This is a genomic window from Marinobacter sp. G5_S1_61_S3, assembly GCF_054968585.1.
The window spans coordinates 46,983-66,134 of the sequence record NZ_JBQKUK010000021.1 but is presented as its reverse complement, the minus strand read 5'-3'; the positions used below and the strand labels follow the sequence as shown (position 1 = coordinate 66,134).

Genomic DNA, 19,152 nt, shown 5'->3' with positions numbered 1-19,152 from the left:
CCCGACTCACTGTAATTACCTACAAACACAAGAAAGACCCGGAGGTCATTCATGATCCGTAAATCCCTTGCTGCCCTTTCTTTTGCTGCAGTTGCTCCGATGGCCGCCGCACAGTCTGTGACGATGTGCGTTTTCGATGTGATCGGCGCAAACGGTGATATGTACAACATGGTCAAAGACTATGCGCTGGAAATGAAAGCCCATGGGGTTGATTTTGAACTGCGCCCCTACACTGACGAAGGGGTTGCCGTGGGTGATTTCAATTCCGGACAATGCGACGCCGTCGCCGCTACGGATCTTCGGACCCGCCCGTTCAACCGATTTACCGGCAGCATCAGCGCCGTTGGCGCGATCCCGACCTATGACGATCTGAAAACAACCCTCGCCACGCTTGCGCAGGCCAAGGCAGCGCCCTTGATGAAACAGGGCGACTATGAGGTGCTGGGCATTGTTCCGGCGGGTGCAGGCTACCTGTTTGTCAATGACCGTAGCATTGATACCGCTGGTGAACTGGCCGGCAAGCGCATGGCCACACTGGATTACCAGAAGGACGCCATCCACATGGTCAACCATGTGAAAGCGACGGTTGTACCCTCCGACATCACCAACTTTGCCGGCAAGTTCAACAATGGCTCGGTGGATACGGCTTACGCACCGGCGTTTGCCTACGAAGCTCTGGAACTCTACAAGGGCATTGGTGAAGACGGTGGCATCGTTGATTATCCGCTGGCGCAACTGACCATCCAGGTCATTGCCCGAGACGATGTGCTCGACGACGACACGGCTCAGAAGTCCCGTGAAGTTGCCTGGGGGATGTACGGCCAGGCCATGGACCTGATTCAGCGGCAGGAGTCCGCCATTCCGGAGGAAAAGTGGATCCGTATTCCCGATGCTGACATCGAAGGCTATCAGGAGATGTTTCGGGAAAACCGCCTGCAGCTTCGGGATGGAACCGATGGTGCCAATAAGGTCTATCACCCGAAGATGATGAGCCTGCTCAGCAAAATCCGTTGCTCCAGCAATCCCGGTGCCTCCGAGTGCACAGCGCCTGACCGCGAATAATAAAGGCTGACCCTCCATGAACTGGCGAGCATTATCAGCGGCAGGCCCGAAAACGCTGTACCCCGTGCATCGATTGCACGGGGTTATCCTCCTGCTGCTCCTTATCTTTACGCTTCTTCTGGGTATGGGAAACTCACTCCACTCGCGCATGCTGTGGGTGGGGGAGCAGACCTGGCCGAACTACTACCTGCTGGACCCGGACGCCACGGAGCCGACCTGCACGTTGTCCATGGATGTGGATGCAGAGGTCAGGAAACGTGTCGAGGCCTACGAGCCAGATCCGGACGACCTTTTCAGCTCGCCGCCGGACCCGGATGCGATCCGCAAGTCCCTGGAAAAAAACCTGGCACTCTGCCAGCAGAAGCATCGCCTCTATGAAGAAAACCAGGAGCATGCCACCGAGGCGTTGGCAGTTTACAAGGCGGTTGAACAGGGCTTTGCGGATTTCCTGCTGGATAATATCGAGCTCACCAAGTTCCTGTTTATCGCCATGTTTGCCATGGCTGCGGCGATTTCGGCCTTCGACGCCGATCACATAGCCCTGCGATTGCCGCGCAACCGGTCAGAGTGGCGTCTGAGCCAGGGCATGCAGTTTGTGGTCAACGGCCTGATGGTGTACTCCCTGTTCTCTTACGTGGGCAAGTTATCCTCTTCGCCGGGCTCGGGAGGCACCGCGTTGCTGCAATACGCCTGGGCGGCCGTCTTCGGGCTGTTCATGGTGATCAACCTGATGCGGTTTGTGTCGGTGCCGTCTCGAATGAGGCCAGGATCACTGGCGACGTCCTCCGGCCTGGTACTGCCGCTGTATTGCGCAATGGGCCTGATCGCGATGAGTTATTTCTTCTTCGTGGACGGCTACTCGTCCGGCCTGGCGATCTATTTCGGTATGATGACCAACCTGTCCTCGATGTTTATCAACATCGGGCTCTATGTGCTTGTGGGCATGGCGCTGAAGCAGACTCGCATTCCGGACCTGCTGTTGAACGTCATCAAACCTTACCATCTGCCCGCGCCCATGTTGGCCTCGGTGATGATATTCGCGACCGCTTTTCCCACTGCGTTTACTGGCGCCTCGGGGATTTTCATCCTGGCCGTGGGTGGTGTCGTCTACGATGAAATGCGCAAGAGTGGAGCAGGGCGACAGCTATCGCTGGCTACCACGGCCATGTCCGGCAGCTTGGGGGTGGTTCTTAATCCCTGTTTGCTGATCGTGGTTGTGGCGGCGCTGAACAAGGAAGTGACCACCTCCGAAATGTACGGCTGGGGTTTCTGGGTGTTTATTATGTCGGCCACCCTGTTCTCTGTGGTTGTCTGTAAAACCCAGGGCAACTGGAAGCCTCGCCCGGCTCCGGGGGCATTCCGTAAATCGCTGGCGCAGCTTCGCCCCCTGGTGCCTTATGCCATCGTTACCGCGGTGGTTATCCTGGCCATCTGGGTCATTCTCGGTTTGGGATTCAATGAGTACAGCGCGCCGATGATCCTGCCGCTGGTGATGCTGGCGCTGGTCTATCTCGATTCGGGCAAGGATCCCAACGAACAGGGCCAATCCCGGGTGCGTGCTTTTTGTATGCGTACAACGGCGGCCGCCAGTGACTCTGCCGTACACATCGGCGCACTGCTGGCGCTGATTGGTTTCTCTATCTGTCTCGGGGGCATCCTGGAACGTTCCGATGTGGTGCACGCATTGTTCCCGGAAAACCTGACCAGCCCCTGGATCGCCATGTTGGTGATTGTGGTTATGCTCACCATTATCGGCATGGTGATGGACCCGTTCGGCGCGGTCATCCTGGTGTCGGCCACCATCGCGCAGCCCGCCATCCAGTTGGGTATCGACCCGCTGCACTTCTGGATCGTGTGCCTGGTGGCGTTTGAACTGGGCTACCTGAGCCCGCCGGTGGCACTGAACCATCTGCTGACACGGCAGGTGGTAGGTGAAACCGAGGTGTTGGCCGCTGAGCGCACGGGTTCGTTCTGGCATCGCTATGAGAGACTGTTATTGCCACTGGTGGTGATGGGACCGACATTGCTGACGGCGGCGTTCGTGCCTCTGTTTTTCTACGCACTGTAGATATAGAGCCTCGGAGGCACCGACGCGAAACCGCCTGTGGGGTAACCTGCAGGCGGTTTTTTGCATCTGATTATGGGTTTGGAACGTAATCGGTTTCATAGGCGTTTAATGAGTACCATACTGAAAGCATATGGTGTCGTTCTCGCACTTCTAAGTTGTCGTCCTTGTGAGCCCATTATGATTCGGACTGTTCCTGTTACTGCTGGTTTGATCTCGTTTACATTGCTGTTCGCAGGCTGCGGCGGTGGTGGATCCGGTGGTAGCAGTGAGGCGCAACCCGATCTGAGTGGGGTGATTGACATCGAGAGCGGTACACGGGTGGACTCCGATACCGCAGATGATCGTCGTGTTGACCTTGCCACCGCCAATAACACGGCCGTGTCTGCCCAGACTCTGCCGCCGGGCGCAACGGTGGGTGGCTATCTGAGTTCTGGCTCCGATACCTACGCAAATTTTTTCCAGTACTTTGAAGATGCCGTTGATGTCTACGCCGTAGACCTGTCACCCGGAGACCGCGTCTCTTTTCAGGTGTTCAGTTCTCCGGAGGATCTCCTGCCCGCTGGCGCAGCGGCGCCGGAGCGTTCTCTTCGGATACTGAAACAGCAGGCGGGAACCGTTGTGGAAGTGGCGTCTCAGTCTGCTTCGGGTGATCTGCGACCGCTGGTCGAGGTGCTCGACGACACTTTCGAGCCCGGCTCTTACCTGGTGGAAGTCAGTACCACCAGCGGTATTCCATTTCGGTACGTGCTGTCGCTGGCAGGTGAGGGAACAGCCAGCGTGATGAACACCAGCTACTCGACGCCGCCATTCATGATTGATGAAGCCGTAGTCACCCTCGCGCCAGCCTCGGGGAACCAGCCAGTGATCGCAGCGATGGCGACGTCACAGCGCAGGGAACTGGGTCGAGGTGCCTGGCTGTTGCGCCGTGACCGGCCACGAAACCTGGCAACCATGTCGTCCGGGCAGCGAGAAAGTGCGCGTCAGGAAACCCTGGAATGGGTCAGGGAGTTGCAGCAACAGCCCGGTGTGACATCGGCGGAGCCGAACTACCTCTATTCCTCCCAACAAGTGTCCCCGGACAATGATCCACTCTACAGTCGCCAATGGAGTCTGCCGCTGATTCAAACGCCGTTGGCCTGGCAGGCCGCACCGAGTGCGGGTGCAGATATTGGTATCGCGGTCATGGATACCGGCGTATTCCGCTCGCCACCGACGGCGACGGGCGACTGGCATCCGGACTTGAGCGCCAATGTGCAACTGATCCCAGGGCAGATCATGGATTACGTATCGGGTGATCTGGATATTGATCGGGAGGACAGTGGCCAACGTGACACAAACCCCGCCGACCCGGGTGACGGCAAGGCCCGGAGCAGTAATTTCCACGGAACCCATGTGGCAGGTATTGCCGCTGCCGTTGATAACACCCAGGGTGTCGTCGGGGTTTCGCCGGGGGCCACTATCTATCCGGTACGGGTGCTCGGGCGTGACGGTGTAGGGTCGTCCGCTGACCTGATTGACGCCCTGAACTGGGCAGCCGGCCGGAATGAAATAGATGTGATTAATCTCAGTCTCGGTGGGCTTGGCCCAAGCAACGCGCTCAAGCAGGCGATCGACGCCGCCTGGAATGGTGGCAACGGCAAACTGATTGTTGCCGCTGCTGGCAACCAGGGCACGGACGAGCCTACCTACCCCGCTGCCTATCCCAACGTTGTCGGAGTGGGGGCTGTAGACGGCGGAAGTGTGCGTGCCTCGTATTCCAACGTTGGCCAGTCCGTCGACGTGGTTGCTCCGGGTGGTGATGCAAGCAGGGATGCCAATCAGGACGGTACGGCCGATGTCATTGTCAGCGCCTGGGGGCGCGACGATACGGGCTCATTCGAGCCGGGATACGCTGGCCTGCAGGGCACCTCAATGGCGGCACCTCATGTGGCGGGCGTTTACGCCCTGATGAAGGCGGAAGTGCCGACCCTTACCCCTGCCGGATTTCAGAGTTTCCTGGTAAATGGTGACCTTACGGACGATGTGGGGCCCGCGTTTGAATACGGAGCGGGGCAGATCAACGCACTGGCAGCGATGGATGCGGCGCTGGACGGCAATTTCCCAATCACTCTTGGTTCCTCGCCCACCGCTATACAGTTCAATGCTGCGGTGCTTAGTGAACAGCTGGTATTTTCGACCTACCCCGAAGGGGAGAGCGTCACCATCACAGACGTGGACCCTGGTGCGCCATGGCTTGATGTGAGTGAACCCAGCGATGCGCGACCGTTGTCACTGACAGTGACCGCAGACCCTACGCAACTGGGGGGTGACGGGCGCTACATGGCAACGCTGGTGATTACCTATCAAGCAGACGGCGCACCTGCTGCAACGCTTATGATTCCGGTATCTCTCAGCCTGGGTAGTTCATCGGATGAACGGAACGCAGGCCGACACTATGTATTGCTGGTCAGTGCGGACGACGAGCGCGATACTCTTGAGCAGGCCGTTGTCTCCGCCTCCCGGGGGCGGTACGAATTTGCGTTTGACGAGGTTGAGGCCGGTGAGTATTTCCTGGTTGCCGGCAGCGACATGGACAACAACGGGCTGATTTGTGAAAACGGCGAGGCCTGTGCCGAATATCCGGTCAATGGGTTACCTGAAAAAATCGTTATTGGCGAAGAACCGGTAGGCGGGGTAAGGTTGAGTACCAGTTTTCGTCGGCCCACCATTACCTCCCTGGGTCTGCCCAGAGTGGGCTTTGAGGGGTATCGCCTGAGATCAGGCCCGAAGTCAAAAACTGGCGGTGAGCCGATCCGCAACGTGGAGAATACCCGTTGACCTACCGTTTTACGCTGCTACCACTCTGTGTACTCGTGCTCAGTCTGATCACAGGCTGTGCGATCAATCGCTCGGCGACCGCTGATGGTGCGCCTCTGGCGAGACAGGTCACTGAGTCCGATCACTGTGGGCTCACGGCGCCGGGACTGGTCTATGTGTCCAGTGCCGGAGATCTGGACAAGCTTGCCCAACTGCCCTCCGGAAACCTGGCGCTGAGCATGCTTCGCGCCATTGATTTCAATGAGGAACATCTGGTGTTGGTGGGGCTGGGGCAGAAAACCACTGGCGGCTACGGCCTGACACTGACGTCATCCGAGATCGTAGACGATGTTCTGGAGTTGGCGGTCAAGGTCAGGCGGCCGGCGGCAGACGCCATGGTAACCCAGGCGTTGACCACACCCTGTGCAGTGATCGCCATCAGCCCCGAAGAGTGGGAGCAGTTGCGGGTGTCCGGGGAAGGCCTCGGGCGTTTCTCGCGACAGCGTTAACGGCGCCGGGGCCGTGCTGATCCACACCAGCACAAAACAACCGTTGATCTTTCCCTGCGAATCCCTAAGCTATGGGCCAGTTTTATAACAAACCCGTGGAGTCGCTTCCTTCCCATGAGCCAGAAACAGTACAACGCCGATGCCATTGAAGTTCTGAGTGGTCTGGACCCTGTCCGCAAACGCCCAGGCATGTACACCGATACCAGTCGGCCCAACCATCTGGCCCAGGAAGTCATTGATAACAGTGTCGACGAAGCGCTGGCGGGGCACGCCCGCAGGATCGATGTCGTCCTGCACAGCGATGGTTCCCTGAGCGTGGAAGACGACGGCCGCGGGATGCCGGTCGACATGCACAAGGAACATGGGGTTCCGGGTGTGGAGCTGATTCTGACCCGCCTCCACGCCGGCGGTAAATTCTCCCAGGGTAACTACAACTTTTCCGGTGGCCTGCATGGGGTAGGTGTCTCGGTGGTCAACGCCCTGTCGACGCTCCTTGAGGTTTCCATCAAGCGTGATGGGCAACTGCACCGGATGACCTTCGCCAACGGCCACAAGAAGACGGAACTAACAGTTGTCGACTCTGTGGGCAAGCGGAACACCGGTACCCGATTGAAGTTCACCCCGGACCCAAGCTACTTCGACAGCCCGAAATTTTCCGTCAGCCGTTTGCGCCACAACCTGCGCGCCAAGGCCGTTCTCTGTCCCGGCCTGAACGTCACTTTCCTGCAGGAACACACCGGTGATAAAGATGAATGGTGCTACGAGGGCGGTTTGCGGGACTACCTGCGCACCGAGCTTGCCGACATCGAAGCCGTACCGCTGGAGCCGTTCACGGGCAGCTTTTCCGGCAACAAGGAAGCGGTGGACTGGGCGTTCCAGTGGTTGCCGGAAGGTGGCGAAGCGGTTATGGAGAGTTACGTTAACCTGATTCCGACCGCCCAGGGCGGCACCCACGTGAACGGCCTGCGTACCGGCCTGCTGGAGGCCATGAGGGAGTTCTGTGAGTTCCGTAACCTGTTGCCCCGGGGCGTCAAGTTGTCTCCTGAAGACATCTGGGAACGCTGCGCCTATGTGTTGTCGTTCAAGATGCAGGAACCCCAGTTTTCCGGCCAGACAAAGGAACGGTTGTCCTCCCGGGAAGCTGCCGCGTTTATTTCCGGTGTGGTGAAGGACGCGTTCAGCTTGTGGCTGAATCAGCATACGGACATTGCTGAAGCACTCGCTGAATTGTTCATCAGCAATGCCCAGCGTCGTCTCAGGGCCAGCAAGAAAGTGGCCCGCAAAAAGGTCACATCCGGTCCGGCTTTGCCCGGAAAACTGGCGGATTGTTCCGGCAGCGACACCAACCGCTCGGAACTCTTTCTGGTTGAGGGTGACTCCGCCGGCGGCTCCGCGAAACAGGCTCGTGACCGTGAATTTCAGGCGGTCATGCCCCTGCGAGGCAAGATCCTCAACACCTGGGAAGTGGACTCCAGCGAAATTCTTGCTTCCCAGGAAGTCCATGACATTGCCGTTGCCATTGGGGTAGATCCTGGCTCCGACAAACTGGAAGGCCTGCGTTACAACAAGATCTGCATCCTGGCGGACGCTGACTCCGATGGCCTACACATCGCCACCCTGTTGTGCGCGTTGTTCGTCAAGCATTTCCGACCGGTGGTTGCTGCCGGCCACGTATTTGTTGCCATGCCCCCGCTGTATCGTGTTGATTTGGGAAAGGAAACTTTTTACGCCCTTGATGAGCACGAAAAGCAGGGCATTATCGACCGGCTGGCGGCCGAAAACCGTCGCGGCAAGATTTCCGTTACCCGTTTCAAGGGCCTGGGCGAGATGAATCCGCTCCAGTTGCGGGAGACGACAATGGCGCCGGATACCCGCCGGCTGGTGATGCTGACCATTGAAGACGGCGACGATACCGACAGCCGCATGGACATGCTGCTGGGTAAAAAGCGGGCGTCTGACCGCCGCACCTGGCTGGAGACTTACGGAAATATGGCGGATATCGAAGTCTGAATCGTCCTATATTTCTTCTGGTGCTTTAAACAGCATCCTTTATTCTTTCTAAGTATTCGGCAAACTCGTTATCCTGCCCCTTTTATCCAAAGGACCACCAGATGGATTGGCAGGGCTGGTTTGCATTAAGCCTTACGGGTGTGGCGTTATTATTGATGAGTGTCGGGCGGTTCGGCCCGCATCTCGTCATGCTGGGTGTACTCATCGTTCTCAGTGCCAGCGGCATTATCAGTGCCGATCAGGCCCTTGCCGGATTCAGTAACAGTGGATTGATCACGGTGGTTGCCATGTTCGTGGTGGCGGCGGGCATTCACCATTCCGGTGGAGTAGACCTGGTTGTCCATCACCTGCTCAGGTCACCTCGTACGGTGCGCTCGGCCCAGGCCCGCATCGCATTCCCTGTCGCGTTGCTGAGCGGCTTCCTCAACAACACCCCGGTAGTGGCCACCATGATTCCCGCGGTCCATGCCTGGTCCCGCAAGATTGGCATATCACCCTCGAAACTGATGATCCCCCTGAGTTACTCCGCCATTCTGGGTGGTACCCTCACCCTGATTGGCACCAGCACCAACCTGGTGGTCAATGGCCAGTACCAGCAATTGACCGGGGAGGGCGGTTTCTCGATTTTTTCCATCACCGCCGTTGGGTTGCCGGTTGCTGTGATCGGCTTGGCTGTCATGCTTCTGGTGTTACCGAGGGCGCTTCCGGATCGTAAGGACCAGCAGAAGTTCGGTTCCATGCGGGAGTTCACCCTGGAGGTGGCAGTTGCCTTTGATGGGCCGTTGGTGGGCAAGAGTGTCGGAGAGGCCGGGCTGCGTGAGTTGGAGAGGCTGTACCTCGTCGAGATTGAGCGGGATGGCAGCGTTGTTACGGCGGTACCTTCGGAAGAACGCCTTCGAGGCGGTGACCGGTTGGTCTTTGCTGGCGATACCCAGGCTATTTCCGATCTGCTGCGAATCAACGGTATTGTCCCTTCGGTACACGATGATGAGCCAAGCCTGAGTAAAGACCGGGCAGAGCGCCGGCTGGTTGAAGCCGCGCTGTCCCCGCAGTCGGAAGTGCTGGGTCTGACCATCCGGGATGCCCGTTTTCGGGATCGTTATGGCGCGGTGGTATTGGCAGTCGCCCGGGGTGGTGAGCGGGTGTCGGGCAATCTCGGCAATATTCGTCTGAAAACCGGCGACGTTCTGTTGCTGGAGGCACGTCCCGCTTTTGTCAGTCGTCAGCGATACGCCAAGGACTTCCTGCTGATCAACGACCTGGAAACCGAAACACCCCGCCATGACCGTGCCTATCTGTCCTGGGGCATCCTGCTGGTGCTCGTGGGCGCTGCCGCTTTTGGGGCATTGAGCATGCTGAACGCCGCACTGATGGGGGCGGCCCTGATGGTTCTTAGCGGTTGCTGTTCCGTCGGTCAGGCGCAGAAAGCGGTGGATGTACCAGTGATGCTTACAATTGCTGCGTCATTTGCCTTAGGGGCTGCGCTTCAGGAAACCGGGGCTGCAGGTTATGTTGCGACGGGCATTCTGGAGGTGAGCAGTGGTCACCCACTGCTGACCATCCTGCTGGTGTACTTCGCGGTATCGGTGCTGACCGAGGTCATTACCAACAACGCAGCCGCAGTGTTGGTACTACCCATTGTACTGTCAATGACAACGGCCCTGGGGATCGCGTCAGAGCCCTATGTTATCGCCGTGATGATGGCGGCATCCGCCAGTTTTGCCACACCACTGGGCTACCAGACCAATATGATGGTGTTTGGGCCAGGGGGATACCGGTTTATGGACTTCGTAAAAGTAGGCCTGCCGATGAACCTGTTTATCGGGCTGGTGACCGTCGGCGTGATCTCGGTGGTCTACGGGATCAGCCTTTCCTGAGGGCGGTTTCGGTAGGGTTGGCGAGAATGTCGCAGCAAAGAACCCTCAGCTCGCCCTTGTGGTAGTAACCGAGGGACAGGGTAACGCACATGTATGCGCCGGTAATACAGAGGTAGGGCGCGGTTATATGAACATGGCCTGGCTGGGCAATGGCCTGGCGTAGATACTGTTGGCGATACCAGTCGGCACTGGTGGTGCTTTCCAGCGGCCGGAATCGAGGGTCCAGGCCCCGGGCTGTGGCGTCCGATACCATGGTGTCATCAATTTGTACGCCGTTGGCATCGACCAGGTAACACCGCGACACCGCAGGATGATTCAGCAGGCTACTGCATGCCTCGTTCATCGGCATGCCCTGCGAGAGTGTGTCTACGGCACTACGAAAGAAATCCTCGAAGTAGGAAATCAGTTGCTGTGTTGGGTCTCTCGTTATCCGGTTTTTGCTCTTATAGTCTCTCAGTAACCCGTCCAGGTCCGTCACTTTGTGGGGAATGTCCGCCAGGGCAGTACTTGGCCTGCTGAAATAGAATCCCTGGACAAAATCAACGCCCGCGTCGATAGCAATCATTGCCTGGTCGTGAGTTTCCACGCCTTCAAGGAGCACTAGGCACCCAGACTGATGCAGCAAAGAGACGATGCCGTTGAGTATCTGTCTGGCCTTGTGGTCGTCTGTGGCCCGAGTCAGAAGCTTACGGTCCAGCTTCACGATATCCGGTGACAGGTTCCAGATGCGCTCAAAGTTGGAATGCCCAGCACCAAAGTCATCGATAGCGGTCAGGCAGCCCAGCTGTTGGTAGTAGGCAACGGTTTCACGCAGTCGTTCTGCATCGTCCGTTGGCTGCTCTACAATCTCCATCACGATGCGATGGGGAGGCAGGCCCGTTTTCTTCAACAGTTCGCCGAAAAAGCTGTCGGCACGGTTGCCAGCTGAAACCACACGGGGAGATACGTTCAGGAACAGCCAATTCAGCTGGTCCTGGAATCCGGAATAGTTGCTGATGTGCAGGTATCGGCAAAGGCGATCAAGCAGCAGGTTTTCGGCGTCAGAGCTCGGTAGCTCGAACAAATGAAGGGGTAATACCGCAGCATTATCGGTATCAAAGGCGCGAATCAGCGCTTCGTAGCCGACAACCCGTTTGTGGGAAATACTGAATATTGGCTGCAGCGCCGTTCGTAAAGTCAGGCCCTGGTAGTCGGCCGTCCATGATTCCCCCTCCCTGGTTAACATAGGCGACAGCACATCAACTTCCGGTGCGGTCATCTGCTCTGGGAGGGTTCGCGACATAGGCCTTTTCTGGTCCGGATAAACGAAAACATCGGGAAAGCCTGTGGCAGCCCGATCTGTTGATCCTGGTCGCATTTCGTTGACTTATAGGAAAGTAAATCAGTCAGCACGAACAGGATGGTCTAGATAGACAGAAGAGTGCCAAAAACAGCGGGTTATTACCACTATTTCATGTAAAAACAGGCAACGTCAGGCGGCAATGCGCAGGTGGGTGAGCAGGACCGGTGTCCGGCAGCTCCGGTGGGAGCTGCAGGGAATCAGTTGTTGCTGGGTACTGCGACGGATTCGTCGAATTCAAGTTCCATGTTTATTCCTCTCGTTCACTGAGTGACCCGAACCGGGTAAATGAAGTATGTAAAAAGTTTATCGTACCCATTGTTTTCCACAATCCGTAAAACCCGTATCAGACCAAAGGTATAAGGGATCGTACGTATGGGGTTGTTCATCAGAAAATCTGATCTTCGTCTCCAAAACATTTTGATTGGTTTTGTGCGGGGCTCTTCCTAAACTGTTGGGATCTTGTCTGGTATCAGGGAGTGGGACGTTAAGCGTCATGCAGGTACGCAATTCGAGCAGTAATTTTGGTGTGGTATCCGTAGCCATTCATTGGCTGGTGGCTGTAGCGGTGTTTGGCCTATTCGGGCTGGGTTACTGGATGGTGGATCTATCCTATTACGACGACTGGTATCGCACCGGCCCGGATATCCATAGAAGTATCGGTATATTGCTGCTGTTGGTCATGCTGTTTCGCCTGGTGTGGCGACTGTTCAATCCGCTGCCGCGTGCACTCCCGAGCCATAGCCGACTGGAAGTGTTGGCCGCTCATGGCGCACACTCTCTGCTCTATGTGCTGATTTTTGTTGCTATGGCCAGTGGGTATCTCATTTCGACGGCGGATGGGTCCTCAATAAGTGTGTTCAACTGGTTTGATGTGCCTTCGGTGACCGGCCAGATTAAGGGGATGGAGGACACCGCCGGGCTTGTCCATTACTGGTCTACCTGGGCACTTGTCGTGCTTGCCGGGGTACACGGTCTGGCTGCGGTTAAGCATCATCTGATTGACCGGGACGACACCCTTCGACGCATGTTGGGTTCAGGCCGCCGCCAATTGTAATTCAGACTATCGATTCAATCGTGCCTACGGGCTGTTTAAACAAGGAGATGAACATGAAAAAATTGCTGCTTGCATCTGCGGTTGCACTTGCGGTGTCTGGCGGAGCCCAGGCATCCGAGCACAGTGGAACCTATGCTTTTGATACCAAGGGTTCCCACCAGTTTATTACGTTCAAGATTTCCCATCTGGGCTATAGCTGGTTGTATGGTCGGTTCAACGATTTCGATGGTGAATTTGTCTACGATGCACAAAACCCGGCGAACAGTTCCGTTGAAGTTGCCGTGGACACATCCAGCGTTGATTCCAACCACGCCGAGCGTGACAAGCACCTGCGCTCGGAAGACTTCCTGTACGTTGACGAATTCCCAGAGGCCACGTTCAAGAGTAAAAGAGTGGTTGTGGACGATGAGGGCGAGGCCGATATCGTCGGTGACCTGACCCTGCGTGGTGTGACGAAAGAGGTCACCCTGGACGTGGAAATGCTCGGGCATGGTGACGATCCATGGGGTGGTTACCGCATGGGGTTTGAAGCTGAAACCGAATTCAAGTTGACGGACTTCGGTATCCCCATGGATCTGGGCAAGGCGTCTGAAACGGTTGAGATGATCATTTCTGTCGAAGGCATTCGCCAGTAAAAGCTTTCTAAATGCCGCCTCCAGATTTTAGTCCGGAGGCGGCAATGCTCCTTCCTTCAAATTCACACCTTGAACCGGCCTGTCTGCTGCTCAAGTTCCCTGGCATAGCCATCCAGCGATTCGCTAATGCGGTCGATGCTGCCTGAGCGCGTCATGCTCTCTGACGCCAGATCATTGATTTCAGTCACGCTTCGGTTGATTTCGTCAATTACCTGGGTTTGTTCCTCGGTGGCTGAAGCCACGCTGGTGTTCATGTCGCTGATATCCGCCATGGATTCGAGGATGCCCTGAAGCTCCGCCTCCGCCTCTGTGGCCAGCTTTTCAGTTTCCACCGCTTCCTTGCTGCCGGTCTCCATCACCGCAACGATATCGGCAACGCCGGTCTGCAGGGCAGTGATCATGGCCTGGATATCTTCCGTGGATTGTTGGGTGCGCTTGGCCAGGGTGCGAACCTCATCGGCCACAACCGCAAACCCCCGTCCCTGTTCGCCGGCCCGGGCGGCCTCGATGGCGGCGTTGAGGGCGAGCAGATTGGTCTGGTCTGCAATCTCGCGGATAACATCCAGTACCGAGGTGATGTTCTCCGAGTCCTGTGACAGCTTGCGTATAACCTCCACCGCCTTGGAAATCTGCGCCGCCAGTCGCTGTACCTGGACGGAGGAGTTGCGAATGATGGTGGCCCCGTTGCGGCCTTTTTCCTGGGCGTGTTTGGTAATGTCGGCCGCACGTGATGCATTGCCCGCCACTTCTTCAATGGCGCTTTGCATCTCATTGATGGCCGTGGCGACCATGGAGATAGCATCTGTTTGCCGTGTTATCCCGTCGCTGTTGTCGCGCGCCGCACTGGACAGCTCGGATGCGCCCGAGCCAAGTTGCTTGCTGAGGTCCTGGATGGAGCCGATCATGGCCTGGAGGTTTTCCAGCACCTGATTAAAGCTTGTGGCCAGTTTGCCGAGGTCATCGTCCATTTCCACGGGAATGCGTTGTGTGAGGTCTCCTTCGCCCCGGGCAATGTTGTCAAGTTGCTTCCTTAGCACACCAACGGACGCAATAATCATCCGGAGGAACACGATAAACAGAAGAATGCCGGCTATGACAGCGCTGGCGGTGATGACCAGTATAAAGGCCGAGCTGGCAGCCCCCTCCTGAGATGCTTCGTTGGCTACAATCTGAGCCTGCTCATCGGCGTGAACCCCCACCTGGTCGTAGTAATCCCTGAGCTCACTGAACAGCGGGTTGCTTTGTTCAGTCAGTAGCCTGTGCCCCGCGGCGGGGTCTCCTGACTGTGCAGTCCGCATGGACTCTCGAGCGGTCTCCAGCCAGAGGTCATAGGTTTTGCGAAAACTCTCGGTTTTCCCGGAGATACCAGTGCCTTGCAGGCGTTCTATCGCTTTCTCCAGCCTCTCCAGTGCTTGGTCAGCGTTTTCCTCGAAGTCAGCCTGATGCTGGTCCGGAGATTCATTGTTCTCCGTTGCGCTGATAAAAGACATTTGCGCGACCAGGGCCTGATAAAGGTCTCGATCGCCGTTGAGCGCTTCGCTTACGGCGGGAAGATAACGTTCGGAGAGCGTATCTGTGTCGGATACCAGATTCCGTGCCGTCAAGACGCTAAAAAGACCGATGACGATCAAAGCGATGGCGGAAATTGCGAAAGGTAAAGCGATCTTGGCTCTCAGGCCTAAGGAATTCTTGAAATTCATCTTTCCTTCCTGCTTTTCTGAAGACGCGTTTAGTCAGGATAGCATCGGAAAGAAGGTTGTCAGTGTTAGCGGGTTGCTTATGAGGTGTGGTTGGCAGGAATACCCTTAAAGCGTATCAGGGGACTCCTGGGCCGATTGTCCGTTCCGGCAGAGATGGCGCTGGCGCCAGAACTGGGCAAAGAAAATAACCAGTCCGATGAGCAACCCCGCCCACAGGTAAGGGCCCGCCAGTTGGAAAGTGCCGGTTATGGCAAACTCCACCAAGAGCATCAGGGTAAGAGCAAGAACAGCGTTCACCATGGCCGTAATCAGCGCCTGCCCACAGGCTTTCAGGTTGGGTCTCATAGTTCTCCACTCGTGGATGTCGTGAAACGGATCATCGTTTACTGATGGCGAGCATACGGTGAGGGTTACACTCTCTCCATGCGGGAATTCCGCTATTGGAAAATCCACGGGGTGTTGGTGTATCCGTCCCCGCCTCCATATAATGTGCAGTCCCGGCTTAGGCCGGGATAACCAGCGGAATTCATATCAGGCAATAACAAAGGGGCATCCATGCCAGAGTTTCAGACCACGGATGAAGGCTTTGAGCGGGTTTCATTGCGGGACTACACCGAAAAGGCCTACCTCGACTACTCCATGTACGTCATTCTGGACAGGGCGTTGCCCAACGTCGGAGACGGACTGAAGCCGGTGCAGCGGCGTATTATCTACGCCATGTCCGAGCTTGGTTTGAAATCCACCTCAAAGTATAAGAAGTCTGCCCGTACGGTGGGCGATGTCCTGGGTAAATTTCACCCCCATGGCGACAGTGCCTGCTACGAAGCCATGGTGTTGATGGCTCAGCCGTTTTCCTATCGCTACCCACTGGTGGATGGCCAGGGCAACTGGGGCGCGCCTGACGACCCCAAATCTTTCGCGGCCATGCGTTATACAGAATCCCGTCTCGCGAAATTCGCGGATGTCCTTCTCAGCGAGCTGGGGCAGGGCACAGTGGACTGGGTGCCAAACTTTGATGGCACCATGGACGAGCCTTCAGTATTGCCCGCGAGGTTGCCTCACGTACTTTTGAACGGCACCACCGGTATTGCCGTGGGTATGGCAACGGACATCCCGCCGCACAATGTCCGGGAGGTGGCAGCGGCCTGTGTAAGGCTGCTTGACCAGCCGGAGGCCACCACCGATGACCTGTGTGAGCATGTCCAGGGGCCAGACTTTCCCACCTACGCGGAGATCATTACGCCTCGCAAGGATATTCGCCAGATGTACGAGACCGGCCGGGGCTCGCTAAGAATGCGGGCGCGCTGGATTAATGAGAGCGGGGAAATCGTGGTGACCGACCTGCCTCATCAGGTCTCCGGGAACCGGGTGCTGGAGCAGATCGCCCAGCAGATGCAGACCAAAAAGCTGCCCATGGTCGCGGACCTGCGCGACGAATCCGACCATGAGAACCCGACCCGGCTGGTGATCGTTCCACGCTCCAATCGTGTGGATCAAGAAGGGCTGATGGCCCACCTGTTTGCCAGCACGGATCTGGAGAAAACCTATCGGGTGAATATCAACGTCATCGGCAATGACGGCCGCCCGGGCGTGAAGGGCCTGCGCGAAATGCTGACGGAGTGGCTCAGCTTCCGTCGCACCACCGTCACCCGGCGCCTGCAGCACAGGTTGGATAAGGTCCTGGCGCGTCTGCATATTCTTGAAGGCCTGTTGGTGGCCTATCTGAACATCGATGAAGTTATCGCGATTATCCGCTACGAAGATAAACCCAAAGCAGAGTTGATGTCCCGCTTCGGGCTGTCCGGAGAGCAGGCTGAAGCCATTCTTGAGTTGAAGTTGCGTCACCTGGCCAAGCTTGAGGAAATGAAAATCCGTGGCGAGCAGGACGAGCTGTCGGCTGAGCGGGATGAGCTGCAGGCGATTCTTGGCTCCGAGGACCGCCTGCGGGAGCTGATCAAGGACGAATTGCTGGCGGATGCGGAAACCTATGGGGATGATCGTCGTTCACCCATTGTCGAGCGCCGGGAAGCCAGGGCCTTCAGCGAAACCGAATTGGTTTCCAACGATCCGGTCACAGTCGTGTTGTCGGAGAAGGGCTGGGTCCGTGCTGCCAAGGGCCATGATATTGAGCCGGAAGGGCTCAGCTACAAGGCGGGTGACAGTTTTGCCATGGCTGCCAAGGGGCGTAATAACCAGCAGGCGGTATTCCTGGACTCCACGGGGCGGGCTTACTCCCTGGTCGCCCATACGTTTCCATCTGCGCGGGGGCAGGGCGAGCCTCTGAGTGGCCGTATCAATCCGCCGTCGGGAGCAACGTTCTCTGGGTTGCTGATGGGCGATCCAGCGCGGAAGGTGTTGTTGGTTACCGATGGCGGTTACGGATTCGTGACCTCCCTCAATGACATGATCAGCAAAAACCGCAACGGCAAGGCCGTGGTGTCGGTACCGAAAGGGGCGAAGATCATGTCGCCGGTGGTGGTGCCCGGCTCGGACAAGCCGCTTTATCTGGGCGCCATTTCCAATGAAGGACGGATGCTGGTGTTCCCGCTGAGCGAGCTGCCGGAGCTGGCCAAAGGCAAGGGTAACAAGATCATCAGCATTCCCTCGGCGCGGGTTCAGAACCGGGAAGAGTATGTGGTGGCTGTTGCCGTTTTCGCTGAGGACGACCAATTGGAGATTCGTGCCGGCAAGCGCAAGATGGGCCTTCAGTTCAGCGATCTGGAGCACTACCTGGGCGAGCGTGGCCGCCGTGGTCATAAACTGCCTCGCGGGCTTCAGAGAGTGGATGCGATAGATGTGATTCAGTCAGCCAGCAATGCGGCAGGCGTTTCCGATGCAGACAGCGTTGCCAATGCAGAGGAGCAGCCTGACAGTGAGTGAACTGGTTCTGATTAACGTTTCGGGGCGCGACAAGCCGGGCCTGACGTCGGAGATAACCGGCATCATGGGACAGTACGATGTGCGTATTCTGGATATCGGCCAGGCGGTGATCCATGACCACCTGACCTGGGGTATCCTGATCGAGATCCCCGATGAGTCCAAATCCTCACCGGTGATTCGCGACCTTCTGTTCCGACTGCATGCGCTGGATCTGCAGGTGCGTTTTGCGCCGATTACGATCGAGGAGTATCAGCAGTGGGCGGAGGGGCGTAACCGCGCCTGTTACATCGTCACGCTGCTGTCGCGGGATATCAAGGCCGAGCAAATTGCGCGGGTGTCTGCGATTACCGCTCGCCATGGCCTGAACATCGATAACATCAGCCGGCTTTCTGCCCGCCCGTCGCTGAATTCCTCCGAGAACCGCATTGCCTGCGTGGAATTTTCTGTCCGTGGCACACCATCTGATCTCGAACAGCTGCGCTCCGACTTCCTGCATATCGCCGGAGAGATGAACGTGGATATTGCCTTCCAGGAGGACTCCATCTTCCGCCGTAATCGACGGCTTGTCGTGTTCGATATGGATTCCACCCTGATCGACGCCGAAGTGATCGACGAACTGGCTTTGGAAGCCGGCGTTGGGGCGCAGGTGGCGGAGATCACCGAGCGAGCTATGCAGGGTGAGCTGGATTTCGGGCAGAGCTTTGCAGAGCGTCTGGCGCTTCTCCAGGGGTTGGATGAATCCGTGCTTGAGGGCATCGCCGCCCGCCTGAATCTAACCGAAGGTGCGGAACACCTGATACTGAGCCTGAAATCCCTGGGCTACCGAACGGCGATACTGTCTGGTGGCTTCACCTACTTTGCTCGCCATCTGCAGAAAAAACTCGGGATTGACTATGTGTACGCCAACGAGCTGGAAATTGAAAACGGCAAGGTGACGGGCAGGGTGTCGGGCCAGATTGTTGATGGCAAGCGCAAGGCGGAACTGCTTCAGGAAATTGCGGAACGCGAGCATATTTCACGGGAACAGGTCATTGCGGTGGGTGATGGTGCCAATGATCTGCCCATGCTAAGCCAGGCGGGGCTCGGGGTGGCTTTTCGGGCCAAGCCCCTGGTCAAGGAATCCGCACGGCATTCGATTTCGACGCTGGGGCTGGATGCGATCCTCTACCTGATCGGGTTCAGGGAAAGCGACAGTCTGCAGGCCCGGGAAAGGTAGCAG

Annotated in this window: 13 protein-coding genes; 10 read left to right on the top strand and 3 right to left on the bottom strand. The window is 57.2% G+C overall.

Annotation, left to right across the window (positions count from 1 at the left end; genetic code table 11):
• The first annotated feature begins 51 nt into the window (after nt 1-51).
• From ACTRWH_RS18405 to ACTRWH_RS18380, 6 genes are all read left to right on the top strand, one after another.
• Complete coding sequence (locus ACTRWH_RS18405) at nt 52-1,062, top strand: putative solute-binding protein (RefSeq protein ID WP_036209655.1); 1,011 nt, start codon at nt 52-54, stop codon at nt 1,060-1,062.
• 16 nt (nt 1,063-1,078) lie between these two features.
• On the top strand, nt 1,079-3,130 hold the full coding sequence (locus ACTRWH_RS18400; protein WP_462826719.1) for a TRAP transporter large permease subunit: 2,052 nt from the start codon (nt 1,079-1,081) through the stop codon (nt 3,128-3,130).
• 177 nt (nt 3,131-3,307) lie between these two features.
• Nucleotides 3,308-5,947 (top strand): S8 family serine peptidase, encoded by a 2,640-nt coding sequence (locus tag ACTRWH_RS18395; protein ID WP_159265610.1) that lies wholly within the window; start codon nt 3,308-3,310, stop codon nt 5,945-5,947.
• Complete coding sequence (locus ACTRWH_RS18390) at nt 5,944-6,435, top strand: protease complex subunit PrcB family protein (protein ID WP_075196546.1); 492 nt, start codon at nt 5,944-5,946, stop codon at nt 6,433-6,435. The genes ACTRWH_RS18395 and ACTRWH_RS18390 overlap by 4 nt, the downstream gene beginning before the upstream one ends.
• A 114-nt stretch (nt 6,436-6,549) precedes the next feature.
• A complete protein-coding gene (gene parE, locus ACTRWH_RS18385; protein WP_091640957.1) occupies nt 6,550-8,445 on the top strand; it encodes a DNA topoisomerase IV subunit B in 1,896 nt (631 codons plus the stop codon).
• A gap of 101 nt (nt 8,446-8,546) precedes the next feature.
• Nucleotides 8,547-10,322: an SLC13 family permease gene (locus ACTRWH_RS18380; RefSeq protein ID WP_075196544.1), complete on the top strand. Its 1,776-nt coding sequence runs from the start codon at nt 8,547-8,549 to the stop codon at nt 10,320-10,322.
• On the opposite strand, the gene ACTRWH_RS18375 is transcribed toward ACTRWH_RS18380, so the two are convergent.
• Nucleotides 10,309-11,604 (bottom strand): EAL domain-containing protein, encoded by a 1,296-nt coding sequence (locus tag ACTRWH_RS18375; protein WP_036209674.1) that lies wholly within the window; start codon nt 11,602-11,604, stop codon nt 10,309-10,311. The two genes, ACTRWH_RS18380 and ACTRWH_RS18375, sit on opposite strands and share 14 nt — an antisense overlap.
• Before the next feature lie 553 nt (nt 11,605-12,157).
• Here ACTRWH_RS18375 and ACTRWH_RS18370 point away from each other — a divergent pair.
• Both ACTRWH_RS18370 and ACTRWH_RS18365 read left to right on the top strand, forming a co-directional pair.
• The gene (locus ACTRWH_RS18370; protein WP_075196543.1) at nt 12,158-12,718 is read left to right on the top strand and encodes a cytochrome b; all 561 of its coding nucleotides are present in this window, start codon (nt 12,158-12,160) and stop codon (nt 12,716-12,718) included.
• Between the two features lie 53 nt (nt 12,719-12,771).
• A complete protein-coding gene (locus ACTRWH_RS18365; RefSeq protein ID WP_036209679.1) occupies nt 12,772-13,353 on the top strand; it encodes a YceI family protein in 582 nt (193 codons plus the stop codon).
• 62 nt (nt 13,354-13,415) lie between these two features.
• Here the strand turns inward: ACTRWH_RS18365 and ACTRWH_RS18360 are convergent, their stop codons facing one another.
• Both ACTRWH_RS18360 and ACTRWH_RS18355 read right to left on the bottom strand, forming a co-directional pair.
• Complete coding sequence (locus tag ACTRWH_RS18360) at nt 13,416-15,053, bottom strand: methyl-accepting chemotaxis protein (protein WP_085679770.1); 1,638 nt, start codon at nt 15,051-15,053, stop codon at nt 13,416-13,418.
• A 105-nt stretch (nt 15,054-15,158) separates the two neighbouring features.
• The gene (locus ACTRWH_RS18355; RefSeq protein ID WP_036209682.1) at nt 15,159-15,398 is read right to left on the bottom strand and encodes a hypothetical protein; all 240 of its coding nucleotides are present in this window, start codon (nt 15,396-15,398) and stop codon (nt 15,159-15,161) included.
• A gap of 210 nt (nt 15,399-15,608) precedes the next feature.
• On the opposite strand from ACTRWH_RS18355, the gene parC reads away from it, so the two are divergent.
• Both parC and serB read left to right on the top strand, forming a co-directional pair.
• The gene (gene parC / locus ACTRWH_RS18350; RefSeq protein ID WP_036209686.1) at nt 15,609-17,933 is read left to right on the top strand and encodes a DNA topoisomerase IV subunit A; all 2,325 of its coding nucleotides are present in this window, start codon (nt 15,609-15,611) and stop codon (nt 17,931-17,933) included.
• Nucleotides 17,926-19,149 carry a phosphoserine phosphatase SerB gene (serB, locus tag ACTRWH_RS18345; RefSeq protein WP_136633265.1) on the top strand — a complete coding sequence of 408 codons (1,224 nt, stop codon included), beginning with the start codon at nt 17,926-17,928 and terminating at the stop codon, nt 19,147-19,149. Before parC ends, serB begins: the two co-directional genes overlap by 8 nt.
• The last annotated feature ends 3 nt before the right edge of the window (nt 19,150-19,152 follow it).